Below are 19,549 nucleotides of genomic sequence, written 5' to 3'. Positions count from 1 at the left end.
CTATACAACAGACAATTAACAACAAACAAAGAAAATATACACCAATAAAAACTTAAATAAAATATCCAATCAAGTCTTTTATTAAGTAAAATCATATAACTTTGTTAACATATACGGTTCCAAGTAAAATTGGATGAAAAGGGAATCAGGTGAAAGACCTGAACTATCCCCGTAGCTGTAAATTTCAGAAAGGAAGTTGGACTCTCACACCACTGTCAACGAATACTGATGGGAAGGTTACCAACTGCGAAATAAGTCAGAAGACCTGCCGTATATACATTCTAGCTTTCGGGAGAAAAGCAGCAGAATTATACAACATATTCACTTCAAATAAGTCTGTGTACTTCCCTGCTCCTGTCAGTTATATTTTAATTGATACAATAAAAGTATAAACGATAACGAATATGATTCAGACAGTTGTAAAAAGAGACGGACGTATCGTCGGTTTTAATGAAGAAAAAATCATGGCAGCGGTTCGCAAAGCCATGCTACACACCGAACAAGGAGAAGACTCCATTTTAATAAGACGTATAACAGACTATGTATCTTGCCAAGGCAATGAGCAAATGACAGTAGAGCAGATACAAGACATGGTAGAAATGGAGCTGATGAAAAGCCCTCGCAAAGAAGTGGCAAAAAAATACATCGCCTATCGTGACAAACGAAGCATTGCTCGCAAAGCCAAAACGCGAGATATGTTTCTGGAAATAATCGAAACCAAATCGAACGATATCACGCGCGAAAATGCGAACATGAATGCCGATACTCCTGCCGGCATGATGATGAAGTTCGCTAGTGAAACCACCAAACCATTTGTGGATGACTATTTACTATTACCGGAAGTAAAAGAAGCTGTTCGCCTCAACTATCTGCATATACACGACAAAGATTATTACCCCACCAAAAGCCTTACTTGCGTACAACACCCTTTAGATAAGATATTACAGAATGGTTTTTTTGCAGGGCACGGAGAATCTCGTCCTGCAAAACGCATCGAGACTGCGAGTATGCTGGGTTGTATCTCACTCGAAACAGCACAAAATGAGATGCATGGAGGACAGGCCATTCCGGCTTTCGATTTTTATTTAGCTCCATTTGTACGCAAGAGTTTTATTGAAGAAATAAAAGTTCTAGAACAAGCTACAGGAATAGAATACAAACATTTGTACGAGGTAGAAATAGATGATTATATTCCTTCTTCGGTCAAACATTTAGAAGGAGACAAACGAATTATACAGCATGCGATAAACAGAACAGTGAGCAGGGTTCACCAATCGATGGAGGCCTTTATCCACAACATGAACACAATCCATTCTCGTGGAGGGAATCAGGTGGTATTCAGCTCTGTCAATTACGGCACAGATACCTCCGCTGAGGGTCGCTGCATCATTCGTGAATTGCTCCACAGCACATACGAAGGTGTAGGAAGTGGTGTAACGGCTATTTTTCCGATACAAATATGGAAAAAGAAACGAGGTGTAAACTATTTGCCGGACGACAAAAATTATGATCTTTATTTACTAGCCAGCAAGGTGAGTGCCCGCCGTTTCTTCCCTAACTTTTTGAATCTGGATGCGACATTCAACCAGCATGAAGACTGGAAAGCTGACGATCCTCGCCGATTTGAACACGAAGTAGCTACAATGGGTTGCCGGACACGTGTATTCGAAAACCGCTTTGGAAAGAAAACATCTATCGGGCGGGGAAATCTCTCTTTCTCCACAATCAATCTTGTACGCATTGCCTTAGAATGTAGAAATATAGAAAATGAAAAAGAAAGAATAGATTGCTTCTACAGCAAACTAAACCAAATACTCGACCTGACCGCATTACAATTGCATCGCAGGTTCGAATTTCAGAAAACTGCCGCTCCCAAACAGTTTCCGTTACTAATGTCGGTATTATGGGAAGGATGCGAGCAAGTAAAAGATGAAAACACGATAGAGAAGGTTATCAATCAGGGCACACTAGGCATTGGCTTTATAGGTCTTGCCGAAGCTCTTGTGGCACTTGTAGGAAAACATCATGGAGAAGACGAACAAGCTCAAAAACTCGGATTGGAGATCATAACTTATATGAGAAATCGGGTAAGTGAATTCTCAGAAAAATATCAGCATAATTACAGTGTACTTGCCACCCCAGCCGAAGGTCTCGCCGGACGCTTTACCCGCAGAGACAAAAAAGACTTTGGACTAATCAAGGGTATTACCGATCGTGAATATTACACTAATTCGAACCATGTACCTGTATATTACCAATGCAGTGCACATAAGAAAGCCAAGACAGAAGCTCCTTATCATGATCTAACCCGTGGAGGACATATCTTCTATGTAGAGATAGATGGTGATGCCACCCACAACCCCGATGCCATATTGACAGTAGTGGATATGATGGATAAATATAATATGGGGTATGCCTCTGTGAATCACAACCGCAACCGTTGTTTGAAATGCGGCTATGAAAATTCGGATACGAAGCTCACCCGATGCCCCAAATGTGGTAGCAGCGAAATAGATCGCCTGCAACGCATAACCGGTTATCTGGTAGGGACAACAGACCGATGGAACAGCGCTAAACTAGCAGAGCTAAACGACCGCATTATTCATGAATAAGTTATCAATACTAAACGTTATACATGACACCACCGTAGATGGCCCCGGATTCAGGACAGCCATCTACGCTGCCGGTTGCACACATAGATGCCCGGGATGCCATAACCCACAATCGTGGAATATAGAAAATGGCACACCACACACCATTGAACAGCTATTAGAGATCATAAAAGAAGATGAGTTCGCAAACGTTACCTTCACAGGAGGAGATCCTCTGTTTCAAGTAGAAGGTTTCACAGAACTTGCACAACGAATAAAAGCAGAAACAAACAAAAATATCTGGTGCTATACGGGTTTTTTGTATGAAGACATTCTAAAATCGAATAGACTTTCTCAGATTCTTCCTTTTATTGATGTTTTGGTAGACGGCAAATATATTGAAGCACTGCGAAGTGAAGAATTACGATTCAGAGGCAGCAGTAATCAAAGAATCATAAATGTGCAAACGTTGGATAAATACAGGGATCCAGCTCAGCTCTTAGAATTTTCAGAAAAAAGTAACATAATCACACATTGTTGAATAAAATTCATGCCGATTTCTAAAATAAACATGATAAATTTATGCGATAAAAAAGAGATATGGTAAACTTAGATTAAAGGTTAGCCATTAAAAACATATATCAATCTCAATTAATATGAGTCCATAATGAATAAAGAGGTTGTAAACAGCTTGGTGCATAGAATCAAATCAGCACTACCGGAAAATGTAAAAATGCCCCATTACCGGATGGATTTGTTATCGTTAGTCCGAAAAGCTTTATATTGCAGATTAAGGGGAAAAACAACATTCAATCTGAATGAAATAATATTAATTCCAAAGGCTTAGATATATCTTTAGATAGCATTGTAAACCCTCAAAAGATGGGAAAATAAGGCATTCTATTTGAAACAAAAATGCTAATAAAAGATACTTCTTTAAAATATATTATGGAGAATATCAAAGAGACATTAAATGCGCATATCGAACTATGCAAACTCGCAAATAAGCACCCTGAGGCTAAAATGTCTATCGCAACAAATACAATGCCCTATCAGTTTTTTCTCAATTACAGCAATCTAGCGAGAATACCATCTTATAAATGGTTATATCAAACCCAACCGGTGGAGAATATGATGACCTTTAGTGAGTATAAAGTATCGGATGAAATAATCAACCTTGCTCATGAATTTGTAAAAGAATATAATACCATTGACTCTGATTTTATATTTGATCCTAACACCTTTAAATCTATAGTTGAAGACATTGTTTTTCTTTACAAATTAAACTTAATAACCAAAGAAGAGCTCAGTTTATTGAAAGAAGAATTTTTAACTTTGATTGACGACCTCGAAATAAAAACTGCATCGGGCAAGTTTAGCCCAACCTCAAAAATATCGGTTTATATATCTAATATTAGCATAGATACGACATACACAATTCTAGAATGGGAGCACAATCAAGTAACACATTTCCGTATATATGGTCTTTGCAGTATAAACACTGAAGATCCAACTATATGCAACGTTCATAAAACTTGGATCAATTCATTAAAACGATGCTCTACATTAATAACAAAAAATGCCGTTCTAATAAGAAAAGAGTATTTTAATGAGCAGAGAAAAACAGTAGAAATAATATTGGGAGAAGATACAATATCTGACGATTAAAAGTTTACAACTACAAGTTTATCTACAATTCAATGTATATTCAAAAGATTTTTTACATCAATACATCGAACATCATCCTAAGCCTTATCAATAGGCTCTAAAACAGAGACATTATTAACAGCCATGTCGATATAGCTTATTGTTTACACAAAATAATTCCCTCAACTTTGTCAGAAATTACCGAACAGACAAACAGCATGAAGGTAATATAAAGATATAAGATAAAAAATATCGTAGAACATTTATCTAGATGTATCATCAAGACGAATTACTCTATTGCCCTAATTCTAACTAAATTTTGCATTTGTGACAATCATTACGTCAGATATTATTTATGAAATAAAAGATTTATGCTGCTCTGTTTTTTTACAAAACAAAATATGATTATAACACAAATAATAGAAATAAACTAAAAGAGAACTTATGAATCGAAACAAACCAGTAACAACATTTCTCGTTTTTATAATGTTGTTCTTGTCCTTATCTACACTGCAAGCACAAGTCTCAATTGGGTCGGGAGAAGAACCTATCTCCGGATCTATCTTACAACTAAAAGAAAAAGGTGCAGTGACCGATGCAAGCCCTAATGCATATAGGGGTTTAGCTTTACCACGAGTAACCCTTTCGGAGAAGAAAGCCCTGTACCCGATGTTCTTAGTAGACCCCGACAATCCGGACTCGGGGCCTAATACGGCTTATAGTGGAGCAACTAATAAGCAGGCTTTAGATAAGGCTCATACCGGCATGATCGTCTACAATCTGACAGAGGACGACGACAAAGAACTATGTTTAGGATTAAACCAATGGGATGGAGAACAATGGAATTGCTTTCAGAGCAAAATGGGAAATGCTAAGTTCGATGCAGTAAATTGTTCCGACATAGAGATCAATGGAGTCTACGTGGAAGGCATACCTACTACTTCCGCTAATTATATAAGTATAAATCTGAATGTAACAAAAGTCGGAGCTTTTTCTATTACGTTAACTACGGGCAATGGCTACAGTTTCTATCAGTCGGGAGCTGCATTGAGTACTGGGAAGATGACTGTGAATATTCCATCTCAAGGCACTCCTGTGGATGCACAAACAGATAAACTATCGTTTAATGGCATAGAACTTATTCCGGGCTGTGAACCCGAAATAGAAATATCTTCTGCCATAGCCAATTACTCTCTGAATTGCTCCAGCATAGTAGTAAACGGAAGATACCTGAAAGGAACACCTTTAACAGTTTCAAATACGATAACTTTAAACGTAACAGTGACAACAAGCGGATCATATAACATAAATACACCTTTGACGAATGGTATCCGTTTTTCTGCCAATGGAAATTTTAATCCCGGGACACATACTATTACTCTTATTGGTTCGGGGACACCTACCGTCAATTCTGATTTCCCGATAACGATTAATGCAAATACGCCACAGGGGAATAACACGTGCAATACAACCATGCCGTTAACCTTGCCGGCTATGACTTATGCCGTTATAGGTTCGGGAAGCACTTATTCTTGGAACTCTACTGCCAGAAGCCAGGCATTGACCAATGGTGGTATCAGTTTTGGTCCGAATGGAATAGTAAAAATAGTAAGCTTCACTCAACTATGGGGTACTTCAACAATAAGTACAGCAACAAACTATCTAAGCAACGGCTATGGTTCCGGAGGGGCTATGCCTGATGTGGTATTGTACTTTGCATACGGTGCTGCGCCTACGGCAGCTCTCACTACGGCGTTGAAGGATTACATCAATAAAGGAGGCTGCGTAATCTATGGGTCGGCTGATGGAACTAGTAGCGATGTGAATACACTGATGAGCGGATTATTTGGTATAAGTCCGGCTATTGCTCAATCGGGAGGGCAAACAGACGACGATGTATATATGATATCTAATCTACCGACTGATCCTGTTATTAATGGTCCGTTTGGAAATCTTTCAGCAAGGCATTGGGGCGAAGATAATGGAACAGCCGGCTCTGTGATAATGACCGAGCTGCCACCTAATTCGGTGCAAATTTGTTCGGCCCGATCTGCTTCCAAAACCTTACAGGATCCACAATACTCAATCGTATGGTACAACGACAGCAAAAACTTTCTTTATTTTGGAGACAGTGTAGGTTCTTCCACAACTGATAATAGCACAAGCGCTTACCCGTCAAGATATAACAGCCAAGGATTACCATTGTCGAAGAATTATGGCCCGGGCACAGCGTGGAACCAGTTTATATACAACTCTGCCTTAGAGCTTAATGCTGTCGCCTGGATTCTAAAAAAGGCGGCGATTAGTGGAATTAATCCTCACTAGATAAAAGATTACTCAAGAAGATTGGCTTAATCAATTATTAAATTAAAAATAGTAATCTCTAGAACTTTTGGGACTTTTCAATCTTAAATATGCTTTCGCAAGAAAGCCTGATTAACAAAGCTACGCGTAGGAAAGGGAGATATTTGCATCTCCCTTTTTATTAAAAACTGAAATGTTCGGAGAAGAAGCAAATGAGTAGATAGAGGAAATCATAAACTAGAATGTTTATATTTGATATTAATCTCAACATGCTGCTAAAATGAAAATAGAAAAAATAACAGAGGGTAAAGACCGGTTTATGAACCTGCTGCTATTGGGCGATGAACAGGAAAGCATGATCCACAAATATTTAGAAAGAGGAGAACTATTTGCTTTATACGACACTGATCTAAAAACCGTTTGTGTCGTTACCCAAGAAGAAGAGAAAACTTTCGAAATCAAAAATATTGCAACTTACCAAAAAGAACAGGGGAAAGGATACGGAAGTCTAATGATGAGATACATAATCGACAACTACAAAGACAAATGTGACATATTATTGGTTGGCACAGGCGACGATCCTACTATATTGTCATTTTACAAAAAATTTGGCTTTGTATATTCTCACACCGTAAAAAACTTTTTCATAGACAATTACGACCATCAAATATTTGAAAATGGCAAGCAACTAATAGACATGGTTTATCTAAAAAATGAAATGAAAAAATCCTGACAGATTTCTCTATCAGGACTGCTGTGCACCCTTTACTGTTCTATTCCCAAACCTGTACTTTAGAATTTGATCGCTTTATTGCCTTTTGTCACATAAAGGAACAATATCCCGTAAGGTTTTTAGATAGTGGATAAATTCGAGAGTATCTTTATGCGTGCTAATTATAGCATCAGACTGACACTGTATAAATAGAACGACATAGTTATATAAAAATTCATCCAATAGTTTAGCAAAGTCTTTAGGAGAAATATCTTCTTTAAAGAATGTATATATCGGTTCCAGATTTATATCCCCTCTTTCTAACTTTTCCATAAATGTTTGCATTAGGCTTACTGCACTTTTGTATTTGTAAGGGTTGCTATAATTGAGTTTGTATAATTCACAATTGCAAAGTAAAGGGCACAGCCTCTCATTTCCTATCAATTGAGACAATAAGATATCAGAAACACAAATAATATATTAATATCCTAACTGTTAAAATATTATCTTCACAAATAAATTATTATTTGCTCTAAATGCTTATTTTTGCATATAAACAAATTCACAAATAGAAAGACATGGAAGAAACAAGCATAAAGAAGAGCAATCATGGTCCAAACGTCCGCCGATGGAGAGAATGGCGAAATATTAATCAAGATGTTCTGGCAGAGCAAATTGGTGTATCACAAGCTACTCTTTCGAGCTATGAGAAAAAGGATAAGCTCGAACAGGATATTTTAGAAAAGATTGCTAAGGTTTTAGATATTCCGGTTGAAGCTATTACTGAACTAGAACAAGGAACCTCTATAAATATTTATTCTGGAACTTGGCAAGACAATGCTATTACCAATCAGTACACTTTCAACCCGTTAGATAAAATAGTTGAGCTTTACGATGAGAAAATAGCTTTATATGAGAGAATGTTGAAGGATAAAGAAGAGGCTATTTCTTTGTTGCATGAGGTGTTGAAGGAGAGGAAGGGGTGAAGTCCTGATAGGCTCACAAAAATGAAAAACATAGAGATTGAATCTATTGAAGATTTAGATAAAACACTGTGATTTTTACTTCGATCTATACGGTATAAGCTATAACAATTTTATCAATAAAATTTCGTTTAAAGAGTAATGGCAGACATTTCAGTAAACTTTGAACTAAAGAATGATAAAATAGTTATATTTGTAGGATAATTATATTTTTCTTAAAAAAAATAGACAATTATGTTATTTTCTCACACAAAAGAAGATAAAAGTAGAGAGCTTTTTTGTTCTTTGCTACAAATTATCATCGAGCAATTACAACATGGAGTCGCTCGAGATCAAGTACTAGAAGACTTTATTCGTTCGATTGTAAGTGATGCAAAATCATTAAATAACGGAGAAAAAGACCATTGTTCTATCAATCGTGAGAATTATGAGTTTATCATTTATCTTAAAGTTAGTCAACCTGAATTGATAAATGAAATAAATCTTGACAAGATTTCTATCGAACAGTATAAAAAATTACTTATAGCTTTTGAGAAAAACAAGTATGAATTAGTCTAAAACATGGATGCTCAGCTATTAAACTTAAATCTATCCCAGTTAGTTCGAGCATGGAATAATTCAAAAGACAATTCCTATGCAGATAAACGACAGCAAGAATATCATGATTGTCTTGGAAAATTGTTTGGCTTTTTAAAACAAGAATCATTTGAAGCGATAGGTGATGTAGAAAAAAGAAATATGAGAGATATTATTTCTTTTTTTCAAAAAAGTCTAGAATTACTGGATAGTAATACAATCAACTCTATACCCTTTGAACTTATTGAATGTATAAAATTGGCTTCTTCGGATTGGATTTCTGATCATGATCAATATATAATTTTAACATCTTATGGTGATTATGCTTTTGTCATCCCAGAAGATATTACTCTTATATATCATCTAATTGAATCTAAATATAATATCCAATTCAAATATAAACTTATTCAAATAAAATTACCTAAATATCTTTTCAGAGATTATTTGACTAATGTAGTATTATATCATGAATTAGGTCACTTTGTAGATAATGTTTTAAAGATATCCCCTGTACTAACGGATTTATTTTTTGTCCACTATGCTTCGAGAACACATGGAATTATAGACGAAATCATTACATATTTCCCTTTTTTGGAAGATCCTCGTTTCTCTGAGAATGATAAGAAGATTTTAATAGCAAATCATACTGGAGAATATTTTAGTGATATTTTTGCATCTCAGTACATAGGATCATTTATAAATCAGCATCTTATATATTTATCAGAAGATTATCCGACTCATGCAAGTATTTCACATCCCTCCTTAACAAATCGAGTTAGATTTGTTGATGAATTTTTAAATAATAAACCAGATGGCTTTGTTCTCAAGTCTTTGAAAGAAACTTTATTTAATGTCTCAAAGTGTAGCTTAGAAAAAAGATTTATCGAATTAAAAAAAGATGATTTTCTTTCTTTAATCCCATCTGAAATAGATAAAAAAGAAAATTTGCATTCATTGTTTAAGCTTGGATGGGATATCTGGTTGAATGAATCATATAAATTCAAATTGAATAATAATATGAAAGATGATTTATTGCCTAGCCAAGTTTATACAATTATAAACAGCCTAATTGAGAAATCAATTAATAATTTTATTATTATTGATTTATGGACAAAAAACAAGTGAAAAAATGTACCTATCTAAAACTAAATTGAAAGAATACATTGATAAGGATAAAATAATCATACGTCCACTTCTGGAAGAGGATCAGATAAATAGTATTTCCATAGATTTTCGCTTAGGGTGTGACTTTTTAGTTTCTATACAAGGAAGAGATGCTTGTATTGATGCTTCTTTAAATAATATTGGAGCGACTAATATAGCCAATTTTTATCAGGAAACTAGAAAACAATTAGGAGACAGCTTTTTATTACACCCTAATCAAACTATATTATCCACAAGTTTGGAATACTTTAAATTACCTAATAATATATTGGGGATTATTAGCATGCGAAGCTCATATGCTAGATTAGGTCTGAGTATTTCTTCAACCCTTGAACCAGGTTACTGTGGCTGTATTTCATTAGAATTAACAAACACAAGCAAAAATCCTATTAAAATAAGTGTAGGATCTCGATTATTTCAGATTCGTTTTGCTTTTCTTAAAGGGACTCAAAGCTACCATGATAAAAAAAGAAAATATTTGTGTCAAGTCCGACCTCAGATATCTAGCTTTCATCAAGATTCAGATTTGATGATTTTAAAAAGGATAGATAACTATAATAATAATATTTTATAAAGTTGAGTTTCATTTAAGCAGAATTTTTTAATAGAGTAAAAGCCTGATAGATTTCTCTATCAGGCTTTTTCTGTACCCAGAGCCGGGATCGAACCGGCATGGAAGTGAATCCACTGGTGTTTGAGACCAGCGCGTCTACCAATTCCGCCATCTGGGCTTGTGCCTAGTGCGGTGCAAAAGTACACATATTTTTCATATATCAAAAGATCAAGTATAACTTTTTTGAAAAAGAATCGTATAATTTTATTTCGCTATTGTCCCTAATCGTTTTGTTTGTATATTAGTATGATATAACTTTGTATAAATTTTTAAAACAAACATGGATAACAAGAACAATTATTGCGTGATCATGGGTGGTGGCATTGGCAGCCGTTTTTGGCCCTTTAGCCGCGAAGCCCGTCCAAAGCAGTTCCTTGATTTCTTCGGAACAGGACGTTCTCTTTTGCAGATGACTGTAGACCGGTTTAAAAGAATCCTTCCTCTTGAGAACATATTTATAGTCACCAATAATGAATATGCTCAGATGGTACAAGACGAACTGCCTGAGTTGAAACCCAATCAGATATTGTTAGAGCCAATGCGACGCAATACAGCCCCATGTATTGCTTTTGCGACTTACCATATCAACTCTTTTAATCCTGAAGCAAATATTGTAGTTGCTCCTTCCGATCACTTGATTCTGAAAGAGGATGAATTCCTTTCTATTATTCAGAACGCTTACAAATTTGTATCTAAACACAATACGTTGTTGACGCTCGGCATTAAGCCTAGTCGTCCCGAAACAGGCTATGGGTACATACAAATGAGCGAAGAAAAGCTGGACGGTGTGAATAAGGTAAAAGTATTTACCGAAAAACCGAATTTGGAACTGGCTAAGGTCTTCTTCGAAAGCGGAGAGTTCCTGTGGAATTCAGGTATCTTTATCTGGAACAACAAAACTATCTTAAGCGCACTTCGTGAATATCTTCCTGAGATAACTTCCCGTTTCGACCGTGGTATCGATGCCTTTGGTACAGAAAAAGAAAAAGCCTTTATTGATGAGAATTTTCCATTTTGCCCGAATATATCAATAGATTATGGCATAATGGAAAAAGCTACAAATGTATATGTACAGGCAGCAGATTTCGGATGGTCTGACTTAGGAACTTGGGGATCACTTTACGAAATATCGGAAAAAGATAATGATGCCAATGCGTCGCTCATTGCCAACACTATATTTTTTGATAGTGCCGAAAATGTTGTGACATTGCCTGCCGGCAAATTAGCGGTTATACAAGGCTTAGAGGGCTATATTGTAGCCGAAGCCGACGGCGTGCTGCTGATTTGCAAGAAGTCGGAAGAACAGCGTATCAAGCAGTTCGTTGCTGACGTAAAACTAAAATACGGAGAAAAATATATATAAAAACAACAACCGAAAAGTAGTGTTTTGTTTATGATCTAAAAAATCATTCTTATATCGCTGTATGCATAATCTATAGAGTAGCGACACATTTTTTTCATAAACAACCATTACTTCATTTATTACAAAACAATTTTATTAATTAAACCGAAATCATTATGTCTATTTTTATTAGAAAATATTACGTTTTACTAGCGTTAGTTATGGCACTATTTTTCTTCAATTGTGGGGGAGGAGCTACTGAATCAAGGCCGGAATTATCACCTGAAGTTAAACAAGTTTTAACAGAAATGGTAACCTTAGAAAATCTCGATGAAAGTGCCGCCAAAATGCTAGAATCACTTCGTGCAGAAACTCTCACGAAAGCTAATCTAGATCAAATCACATCCGACTCGATTGTTATATTTGAAACCTTTGCATCTTCAAACGTCAAAAGATACGCATCAAGTATAGCACAAAAAGGAGCGATAAAGAACTATGACTCTCAACAAGAACGCAGTAATGTTAAAGTTGGAGCCAATCGCAATCTAACCGACTCATACGAACTTGTTGAAATAGAAAGTCCTCATGGCAAGTTAGAAAACTACATCAAATTGCTAAATGAGAATACCCTATCACAAGAACTTGAAGCACAGAGGAAAGTTCCCAAAATTTCAAACACTGTTGAGTTTATTACTATAATCAAAAAAGAGAATGGTCAGTTCAAGACCAAATCCTACAAAAAATAATCATTATCATATAAAATGAGCAGAGAACTTTTGCCAAATCTCCCTTACCTTGTAGCAGATATTAATCTGGCAGACTTTGGGAGAAAAGAAATAGAAATAGCAGAGCATGAAATGCCGGGATTAATGGCACTTCGCAAGAAATATGGAGCAACAAAACCGCTGAAAGGTGCTCGTATCATGGGTTCGTTACACATGACTGTGCAAACAGCAGTACTCATCGAAACCCTGAAAGAATTAGGAGCCGATATACGTTGGGCTAGTTGCAATATTTTCTCTACCCAAGACCATGCGGCAGCAGCTATTGCAGCAGCCGGGATACCCGTATTTGCATGGAAGGGAGAAACCCTTGAAGAATATTGGTGGTGTACAGAGCAAGCATTAGCTTTCCCTGAAGGGAAAGGCCCAAACCTGATAGTAGACGATGGCGGCGATGCCACATTGCTTATCCACTGGGGATATAAAGCCGAAGAAAATGCTGACTTTCTGAATAAAAAAGCTTCAAGCCACGAAGAGCAAGTAATACTCGACACCCTGTCTCGTATTCTTAAGGATGACAACAATCGTTGGCATCGTACAGTTGCCGATTGGAAAGGAGTATCCGAAGAGACAACAACAGGAGTACACAGGCTGTATCAAATGATGGAGCGAGGCGAACTGCTTGTTCCGGCTATTAATGTAAACGACTCGGTAACCAAGTCTAAGTTTGATAACCTCTATGGTTGTCGCGAATCATTAGCCGATGGCATCAAAAGAGCTACCGACGTGATGATTGCCGGTAAGGTTGTAGTTGTTGCAGGATATGGAGATGTAGGCAAGGGCTGTGCTCACTCTATGCGTTCGTACGGAGCTCGTGTTATAGTCACTGAGATAGATCCGATATGCGCCTTGCAGGCAGCAATGGAAGGATTTGAAGTGACAACAATGGAAGAGGCCGTGAAGGAAGGTAATATCTTTGTTACAACAACAGGCAACAAGGATATTATAACTATAGAGCACATGTCTCGCATGAAAGATCAGGCTATAGTATGTAACATAGGACACTTTGACAATGAAATTCAAGTGGACAAACTTGTAAACTACCCTAGCATTAAACATGTAAACATTAAGCCGCAGGTAGATAAATATACATTCCCTGATGAGCATTCTATATTCCTTTTGGCTGAGGGTCGTTTAGTGAATTTAGGTTGTGCCACCGGTCACCCTTCATTTGTGATGAGTAACTCATTCACAAACCAGACTTTAGCTCAATTGGAGTTATGGGTTCGCGACTATGAAGTGAACGTCTATCGTTTACCGAAGCATTTGGATGAAGAAGTTGCACGCCTACACCTTGAACAAATTGGAGTGAAGTTGACCAAGCTGACTGAGGCGCAAGCCGAATATCTTGGGGTTCCTGTAGAAGGTCCATACAAACCTGAGCATTACAGATATTAAGATATCATCTATCAATATAAACGGGCTTTGTTTTAAAGCCCGTTTTTTTTAATATATAAGTACTAAGCACTCGCATCATTATTCAAAAAGTGACAAAAGTGACAGGTTCCAATCTGTTCTTTATGTCACCTTTTTTAGTTTCTGATCACGACTCTTATTTTACTTTTATTTCAAAGATCACTTTTAATTAGATAATTATTATTTTGAAAAGTAATATAAACAAAAAAGAGTTCCGCTGTACAGCGGAACTCTTTTGTATAATATATATAAGATCTATTATTTCTGTCCTTTCAGGATATTAGCCTCATCAATATATTTGTCAGCTTCAATAGCCAGAGGAGAATTCATATATTGGTTTTTTATAATTGAAAACACTTCAATTACTTTATCGTAATTTCCTTGATTACGATATATAAGACCTGCTTTTTTGTATAACATAGGGCTTTGAGAAGCATTATCTACACCTTTAGCAGCCTTGATATAATATGAAACAGCCTCATCTGATTTTCCCAGGTTATCCAAACAGTCGCCGATTGCACCATTCGCCAGTTGTGATATTATTTTATCACTACCGCTATAGTCTTTCAGGTATTCAAGACCTTTCTCGTAGTTACCCATATTTGCATAACAGATTCCGGCATATAGTTTAGCCAGTTTTCCGGCTTTAGTAGAACCATAGTCACTTATGATTGACTCAAATCCTACATATCCGTTTTTATCGCCAAAAACAGCTAATGAATCTTGTCCGGCTCTGAAGTATTGTTCACCTCTGAACATCGCCACCTGAGCTTCGGTAGTTTTTGGCCCTACAATAAAATAGTTGTATGCAAGAAATGCACTAACTACGACAACTATAGCACCAATACCTATTAATAATTGTTTTTGGTATTTTTCAATGAAACGTTCTGATTCTGCAACTGCTGTTCCAATACGTTCCCAGTCTTTTTCTTCACGCAATTCAGCTTGTTTCTTTTTAGACATTTTTAATCTGTTATAAATATTTATATTATTCTGTTTATTTCAAATTTAGCAGCGACAAAAATAGCTGTTTTATCCTTATAAATAAAATCCTTAACTATATTTTTTTATTCGGTATAAAATTTAATGAGTTGTTCAAGTGCTTTTTGGCATGCAGGACAAAAATCTTTGCAGGTATTCGTCTTCATTCTACAGTCAACAGCAGGACGATATATCCCTTTGGATGAATAGCCTCCACCTTCAAAGACTCCAATAGGATATTTATCTGCCGACTTTATATCCGTAGGAATTGGAGTGCCTTTTACCAATAAACTTTTCCATTTCGAATTGAAATCGACAAGTGTTGTTATATTTGGTTCCCAAGGTTCTACACCGAAAGGATAGCTGTCGCTAAACGTATCATTCTCATAATAATATTCATCGGCCAATCCGCCAAAACTATGACCAAATTCATGAACAACAACAGGCTTGAAGTCTGCATGTCCCGTCGTAGTCAATGTATAGGCATTAAAAATACCACCACCGCCATACACATCGGTATTTGCTAATATAATGATATGAGCATAAGGTATCCCTGCAATTGCGTCGTGTATATCTTTTACATTCGTAGTAGTCAGATAACGATCAGAATAAAAGGTATCGAAATGGGAATGAAAAGCAGTTTCATTCCATTTGCCTTTGCGAGGCACGCTTACACCGGAGTCTTTCGATTCTGTTTCTACAGCAATAAAGTTGAACTTATCTTGCATACGATTAAATGGGCTATGTGCTAAAATCTGTTCGCATGCCGTTTTTGCATTTTGCCTGAATTTTTCCATTTCGGCCAGCGTGTAGCCCTCAGCCAGAATAACTACATTGACACATTTATCTACGGGCCCACCTTGATGCATAACAGTATAAGCCGGGATATTTTTCAATCCTTTTTTCCTTATTAGGATATCGTCAGGAGTGACAGTATGCCTAAGAGCGGTTTTGTACGAACCGTCTTTTTCTCGCAAACTTACCTCTATATCAACTTTATCTTTGGGATATGGTAATAAGAATGTGTTTTCGAAACTTTTTCTTACTGTAGCAGCCTCCGGGATGGTTAGCCATTCCTGAAATAACGAACTGAAGGATTCAAGATAAATACATTTCCCGGTATTATGATCCGTCATTTTGATTTGCCCGTTTCCTTGTCTGCCCAGTTCGGCAAGATGGTGGCGGCGTCCTGCCCATTCAGGCAATTGGTTTAATTGTTCGAGAGAAACCGTTTGAGAGACATTGTCACCTGTAAATATATAATCCACACGCAACGTTTTGTTTTCAAAGTATTCTTCAAAGTTTTGAGAATATCCCCCCAGTGCTAGAAGGGAAAGTGATAGGGTTAACAGAAAATATTTCATGAAAAGCTTCGTTTTAGAATAGAACAAAGATAAAAAATTAATCACAATATTTAAGGATAAAGTTTCTATCAATTCAATTTGATTCTTAGGATGGAAGATGAAAATTTATACTTTTTTTGATTTTTCATATTATGCTTTCTTATATAATTGATTAGCTTTGCATCCGAATACACTATATAGTTAGAGGTCTCTACATGAGGAAAATTCAGTTGTTGACGTATACGTTTCTGCTTATTCTTTTTTCTGTGCCTTTTTTGGGTGCACAAATTTCTCGTATAGACTCACGTATAACACATCTCGACAATCCTCAAGACTCATTGCCTACCGACTCTGCATCACCTCGGGTGCGTTTAAGTCGAGACCCTGTTCGTAAAACTCAAAACGATTCTATACGGATGCGTGGAGACTCCCTTCCTTCTGATTCTATAAAGAAAAAGAAAGCTGTTTTGGACGCTGTAGTAGACTACACAGCCAATGACTCTATTGTGCTTACAGCAGGAAATTGGGGGTATCTATATGGCGAAAGCGTAGTGAAATACACCGACATTTCACTCAAAGGAGAAAAGATATGGATGAACATGGATAGTAGCCTTGTTTACGCCACATACGGTCTCGATTCTGTAGGAAAAGAATTTGGATTCCCTGTATTTACAGATGGAGGAACAGACTACGAATCAAAAACAATGAAATATAACTTTAAAACAAAGAAAGGTTATATTACAAATGTGATTACCACTCAAGGAGAAGGTTATATTGTAGCAAGCAGAGCAAAAAAGAACGACGACAATTCGTTTTTCATGAGAGAGGGAAAATATACTACTTGCGACGATCACGAACATCCTCACTTTTACTTGGCACTGACAAAAGCCAAGGTGAGACCGAAAAAGAATGTTGTAACAGGGCCTGCATATCTTGTTATTGAAGACTTACCTCTTCCTATCGGTTTACCATTTGGATTTTTCCCATTTTCTGAAAAGTATTCTTCGGGAGTTATTATGCCATCGTATGGAGATGAACTCGCCCGAGGCTTCAACTTAAGAGACGGAGGTTATTACTTTGCAATCAATGATAATATCGATTTAGCTCTGACCGGAGAAATATATACCAAGGGTTCGTGGGGAATCAATGCCCGATCATCATACAGAAAAAGGTATAAGTATTCGGGGGGATTTGATGTCGGGTATCTTGTGACTAAACTCGGAGAAAAGGGAATAGATTACTCATTGGCAAAAGACCTAAAAATCAACTGGACACATAGCCAAGACCCTAAGTCCAATATGTTTAGGACGTTATCGGCTAGCGTACAATTCTCTACCAGTTCTTACGACCGTAATGATCTGAATACAGCTTATACCCCTGTAGGAACAAATAATACAAAAAGTTCAAATGTAACTCTTACCCAGAAAATACCCAATTCTCCTTGGAGTTTCTCTGCTAATATTAGTGCAGCACAACGGACACAAGACTCAACAATATCTCTTACTTTGCCTAACGTAACAGTTACTATGAGCCGCATAGCTCCGTTTAAGAGGAAGGATGCTGTAGGTGCAGAAAAATGGTATGAAAAGATACAGTTAAGCTATACGGGAGATTTAAGAAATAGTATTACGACAAAAGAAAACAAACTATTTCAGTCCAACTTGCAAAAAGACTGGAATAATGCAATGAAACATACAATCCCTGTGTCTGCCACTTTCAGCGCGTTAAACTACCTAAATATTACGCCGTCTTTCAATTATACCGAGCGATGGTATACAAGCAAAATAGAAAAGCGATGGGATGCTGATCAACGTCGCATGGTAGTTGAAGACACAACCTATTCATTCAACCGTGTTTATGATTTCAATTTCTCTCTTGGTTTTCAAACCAAGCTATATGGGATGTTCACTCCTATATTTTCAAAGAACACTCAGATACGACATGTATTTACTCCTAGCATAAGCCTAAGTTATGCTCCGGATTTTAGTAATCAAAAATTCGGATTTTATGAGAAGTTATATTACTATGATGCGGAAGGAAATTGGAGAGATACAGGAAATAAATATTCTCCATATGAACAAGGCATGTTTGGTGTACCAAGCCAAGGAGCCCAAGGAATGATTAATTTCAGCTTCGACAACAACATTGAGATGAAATACAGAGACTCTAATGACTCTATAAAGAAGATCAGTTTGATTGATAACCTCGGGATTAATTTCAGTCACAACATGATGGCCAAAGAGTTCAAATGGAGCGACATTAATATGGGACTCCGGCTCAAATTCAGCAAATCGTTTACTGTAAATCTGAATGCGGCATTCGATCCATATCTCTATCGGGCTGAAACAAACGATGCAGGGGAAGTAACCAGTTTGAGAAGGGTGAACGAACTTCGTATTTCAAATGGAAAAGGGTTTGGTCGATTGAAAAGTACAGGATATTCTATATCGCCATCCATTAATCAGGATACATTTAAGAAATGGTTTGGAGGCGGCGATGACAAGGATAAGGATTCTAAAAAGAAAGAAGAAGAACCCAGACAGAGTGAGAATAATTTGGCTGCAACCGGCGAGGAAGAAGAACGTAAAAGCTTGATGGAGGCAAAAAAAGATGATAACCAGTATGATGAAGATGGTTATGTAAAAAATGAAATCAAGTGGAATTTGGGGATCAGTTTTTCAATGAATTATAATACGAATAAACTACCTAAACAAGCAGCTCGAAACGATTATGCAGAATATAGAGGTACGCTAACTAAAGCCCTCAGTTTGAACGGGAATATACAGCCGACCAAAAATTGGAGTTTCAATTTCAATGCCAGTTACGACTTCGATGCAGGCAAAATAGCATACATGAGTTGCAATCTTACTCGTAATTTACACTGCTGGTCTATTTCGGCAAGCTTCAACCCTGTGGGTCAATATAAATCTTATTATGTATCGTTACGTGCAAGCTCTTCAATGCTTCAGGATTTGAAATACGAGCAACGCGGGCGGGCATCCAGCTATGATCCTAATTGGGATTAATATTTTTCATAATACTTTGAGCTATGCAAAGTATTATCTGTATTTGTCTTTTACTAAACCTATAAATAT

Annotated in this window: 16 protein-coding genes, 1 tRNA gene and 1 riboswitch; of the genes, 13 read left to right on the top strand and 4 right to left on the bottom strand. The window is 36.7% G+C overall.

Translation table 11 applies throughout. The annotated features are described in order from the left end of the window. The first annotated feature begins 97 nt into the window (after positions 1-97). Positions 98-287, top strand: a riboswitch (cobalamin riboswitch). Between the two features lie 117 nt (positions 288-404). The 5 genes from HMPREF9456_RS02560 (at position 405) to HMPREF9456_RS02540 (ending at position 7,275) form a co-directional block, all read left to right on the top strand. Continuing rightward, positions 405-2,612, top strand: coding sequence for an anaerobic ribonucleoside triphosphate reductase (locus HMPREF9456_RS02560; protein WP_006841890.1), 2,208 nt, complete (start codon positions 405-407; stop codon positions 2,610-2,612). Further along, a complete protein-coding gene (nrdG, locus tag HMPREF9456_RS02555; RefSeq protein ID WP_006841889.1) occupies positions 2,605-3,132 on the top strand; it encodes an anaerobic ribonucleoside-triphosphate reductase activating protein in 528 nt (175 codons plus the stop codon). Before HMPREF9456_RS02560 ends, nrdG begins: the two co-directional genes overlap by 8 nt. Before the next feature lie 407 nt (positions 3,133-3,539). Continuing rightward, entirely contained in the window at positions 3,540-4,259 is a 720-nt protein-coding gene (locus tag HMPREF9456_RS02550; protein ID WP_006841887.1) for a hypothetical protein, read from the top strand. Between the two features lie 423 nt (positions 4,260-4,682). Then, the gene (locus HMPREF9456_RS02545; protein ID WP_006841886.1) at positions 4,683-6,563 is read left to right on the top strand and encodes a hypothetical protein; all 1,881 of its coding nucleotides are present in this window, start codon (positions 4,683-4,685) and stop codon (positions 6,561-6,563) included. Positions 6,564-6,822: 259 nt separating this feature from the next. Further along, complete coding sequence (locus HMPREF9456_RS02540) at positions 6,823-7,275, top strand: GNAT family N-acetyltransferase (protein ID WP_006841885.1); 453 nt, start codon at positions 6,823-6,825, stop codon at positions 7,273-7,275. A gap of 75 nt (positions 7,276-7,350) precedes the next feature. On the opposite strand, the gene HMPREF9456_RS02535 is transcribed toward HMPREF9456_RS02540, so the two are convergent. Then, complete coding sequence (locus HMPREF9456_RS02535; protein ID WP_006841884.1) at positions 7,351-7,587, bottom strand: hypothetical protein; 237 nt, start codon at positions 7,585-7,587, stop codon at positions 7,351-7,353. A 245-nt stretch (positions 7,588-7,832) separates the two neighbouring features. Here HMPREF9456_RS02535 and HMPREF9456_RS02530 point away from each other — a divergent pair, with 245 nt between their 5' ends. The 4 genes from HMPREF9456_RS02530 to dcd all read left to right on the top strand — a co-directional run bounded on the left by HMPREF9456_RS02530 (position 7,833) and on the right by dcd (position 10,551). Beyond that, entirely contained in the window at positions 7,833-8,240 is a 408-nt protein-coding gene (locus HMPREF9456_RS02530; protein WP_006841883.1) for a helix-turn-helix domain-containing protein, read from the top strand. A gap of 231 nt (positions 8,241-8,471) precedes the next feature. Continuing rightward, entirely contained in the window at positions 8,472-8,795 is a 324-nt protein-coding gene (locus tag HMPREF9456_RS02525) for a hypothetical protein (protein ID WP_006841882.1), read from the top strand. Between the two features lie 3 nt (positions 8,796-8,798). Beyond that, entirely contained in the window at positions 8,799-9,938 is a 1,140-nt protein-coding gene (locus tag HMPREF9456_RS02520; protein WP_006841881.1) for a hypothetical protein, read from the top strand. A gap of 4 nt (positions 9,939-9,942) precedes the next feature. Then, positions 9,943-10,551 (top strand): dCTP deaminase, encoded by a 609-nt coding sequence (dcd, locus tag HMPREF9456_RS02515; RefSeq protein WP_006841880.1) that lies wholly within the window; start codon positions 9,943-9,945, stop codon positions 10,549-10,551. Between the two features lie 73 nt (positions 10,552-10,624). Here dcd and HMPREF9456_RS02510 read toward each other — a convergent pair. After that, a tRNA-Leu gene (locus HMPREF9456_RS02510) sits at positions 10,625-10,708 on the bottom strand. Positions 10,709-10,870: 162 nt separating this feature from the next. On the opposite strand from HMPREF9456_RS02510, the gene HMPREF9456_RS02505 reads away from it, so the two are divergent. The 3 genes from HMPREF9456_RS02505 (at position 10,871) to ahcY (ending at position 14,112) form a co-directional block, all read left to right on the top strand. After that, positions 10,871-11,953: a mannose-1-phosphate guanylyltransferase gene (locus tag HMPREF9456_RS02505; RefSeq protein ID WP_006841879.1), complete on the top strand. Its 1,083-nt coding sequence runs from the start codon at positions 10,871-10,873 to the stop codon at positions 11,951-11,953. Positions 11,954-12,108: 155 nt separating this feature from the next. Then, entirely contained in the window at positions 12,109-12,678 is a 570-nt protein-coding gene (locus tag HMPREF9456_RS02500) for a hypothetical protein (RefSeq protein ID WP_006841878.1), read from the top strand. 15 nt (positions 12,679-12,693) lie between these two features. Beyond that, positions 12,694-14,112, top strand: a complete 1,419-nt coding sequence (gene ahcY, locus HMPREF9456_RS02495; protein ID WP_006841877.1) for an adenosylhomocysteinase — start codon at positions 12,694-12,696, stop codon at positions 14,110-14,112. A 276-nt stretch (positions 14,113-14,388) separates the two neighbouring features. On the opposite strand, the gene HMPREF9456_RS02490 is transcribed toward ahcY, so the two are convergent. Both HMPREF9456_RS02490 and HMPREF9456_RS02485 read right to left on the bottom strand, forming a co-directional pair. After that, positions 14,389-15,093, bottom strand: a complete 705-nt coding sequence (locus HMPREF9456_RS02490) for a tetratricopeptide repeat protein (RefSeq protein WP_006841876.1) — start codon at positions 15,091-15,093, stop codon at positions 14,389-14,391. A gap of 104 nt (positions 15,094-15,197) precedes the next feature. Beyond that, positions 15,198-16,475 carry a M64 family metallopeptidase gene (locus tag HMPREF9456_RS02485; protein ID WP_006841875.1) on the bottom strand — a complete coding sequence of 426 codons (1,278 nt, stop codon included), beginning with the start codon at positions 16,473-16,475 and terminating at the stop codon, positions 15,198-15,200. Positions 16,476-16,669: 194 nt separating this feature from the next. On the opposite strand from HMPREF9456_RS02485, the gene HMPREF9456_RS02480 reads away from it, so the two are divergent. Next, a complete protein-coding gene (locus tag HMPREF9456_RS02480) occupies positions 16,670-19,480 on the top strand; it encodes a putative LPS assembly protein LptD (protein ID WP_006841874.1) in 2,811 nt (936 codons plus the stop codon). Positions 19,481-19,549: the final 69 nt, after the last annotated feature.

The sequence above is a fragment of the Dysgonomonas mossii DSM 22836 genome (assembly GCF_000213575.1).
GTDB classification, from domain to species: domain Bacteria; phylum Bacteroidota; class Bacteroidia; order Bacteroidales; family Dysgonomonadaceae; genus Dysgonomonas; species Dysgonomonas mossii.
This window is presented reverse-complemented; position numbering and strand designations above follow the sequence as displayed.

Coding starts and splice junctions, on each gene's coding strand:
- HMPREF9456_RS02500 (WP_006841878.1), top strand. CDS start 12,109: ATGTCTATTTTTATTAGAAAATATTACGTTTTACTAGCGTTAGTTATG.
- HMPREF9456_RS02490 (WP_006841876.1), bottom strand. CDS start 15,093: ATGTCTAAAAAGAAACAAGCTGAATTGCGTGAAGAAAAAGACTGGGAA.
- HMPREF9456_RS02525 (WP_006841882.1), top strand. CDS start 8,472: ATGTTATTTTCTCACACAAAAGAAGATAAAAGTAGAGAGCTTTTTTGT.
- HMPREF9456_RS02505 (WP_006841879.1), top strand. CDS start 10,871: ATGGATAACAAGAACAATTATTGCGTGATCATGGGTGGTGGCATTGGC.
- HMPREF9456_RS02480 (WP_006841874.1), top strand. CDS start 16,670: ATGAGGAAAATTCAGTTGTTGACGTATACGTTTCTGCTTATTCTTTTT.
- HMPREF9456_RS02560 (WP_006841890.1), top strand. CDS start 405: ATGATTCAGACAGTTGTAAAAAGAGACGGACGTATCGTCGGTTTTAAT.
- HMPREF9456_RS02520 (WP_006841881.1), top strand. CDS start 8,799: ATGGATGCTCAGCTATTAAACTTAAATCTATCCCAGTTAGTTCGAGCA.
- ahcY (WP_006841877.1), top strand. CDS start 12,694: ATGAGCAGAGAACTTTTGCCAAATCTCCCTTACCTTGTAGCAGATATT.
- HMPREF9456_RS02530 (WP_006841883.1), top strand. CDS start 7,833: ATGGAAGAAACAAGCATAAAGAAGAGCAATCATGGTCCAAACGTCCGC.
- HMPREF9456_RS02535 (WP_006841884.1), bottom strand. CDS start 7,587: ATGGAAAAGTTAGAAAGAGGGGATATAAATCTGGAACCGATATATACA.
- dcd (WP_006841880.1), top strand. CDS start 9,943: ATGTACCTATCTAAAACTAAATTGAAAGAATACATTGATAAGGATAAA.
- HMPREF9456_RS02550 (WP_006841887.1), top strand. CDS start 3,540: ATGGAGAATATCAAAGAGACATTAAATGCGCATATCGAACTATGCAAA.
- nrdG (WP_006841889.1), top strand. CDS start 2,605: ATGAATAAGTTATCAATACTAAACGTTATACATGACACCACCGTAGAT.
- HMPREF9456_RS02545 (WP_006841886.1), top strand. CDS start 4,683: ATGAATCGAAACAAACCAGTAACAACATTTCTCGTTTTTATAATGTTG.
- HMPREF9456_RS02485 (WP_006841875.1), bottom strand. CDS start 16,475: ATGAAATATTTTCTGTTAACCCTATCACTTTCCCTTCTAGCACTGGGG.
- HMPREF9456_RS02540 (WP_006841885.1), top strand. CDS start 6,823: ATGAAAATAGAAAAAATAACAGAGGGTAAAGACCGGTTTATGAACCTG.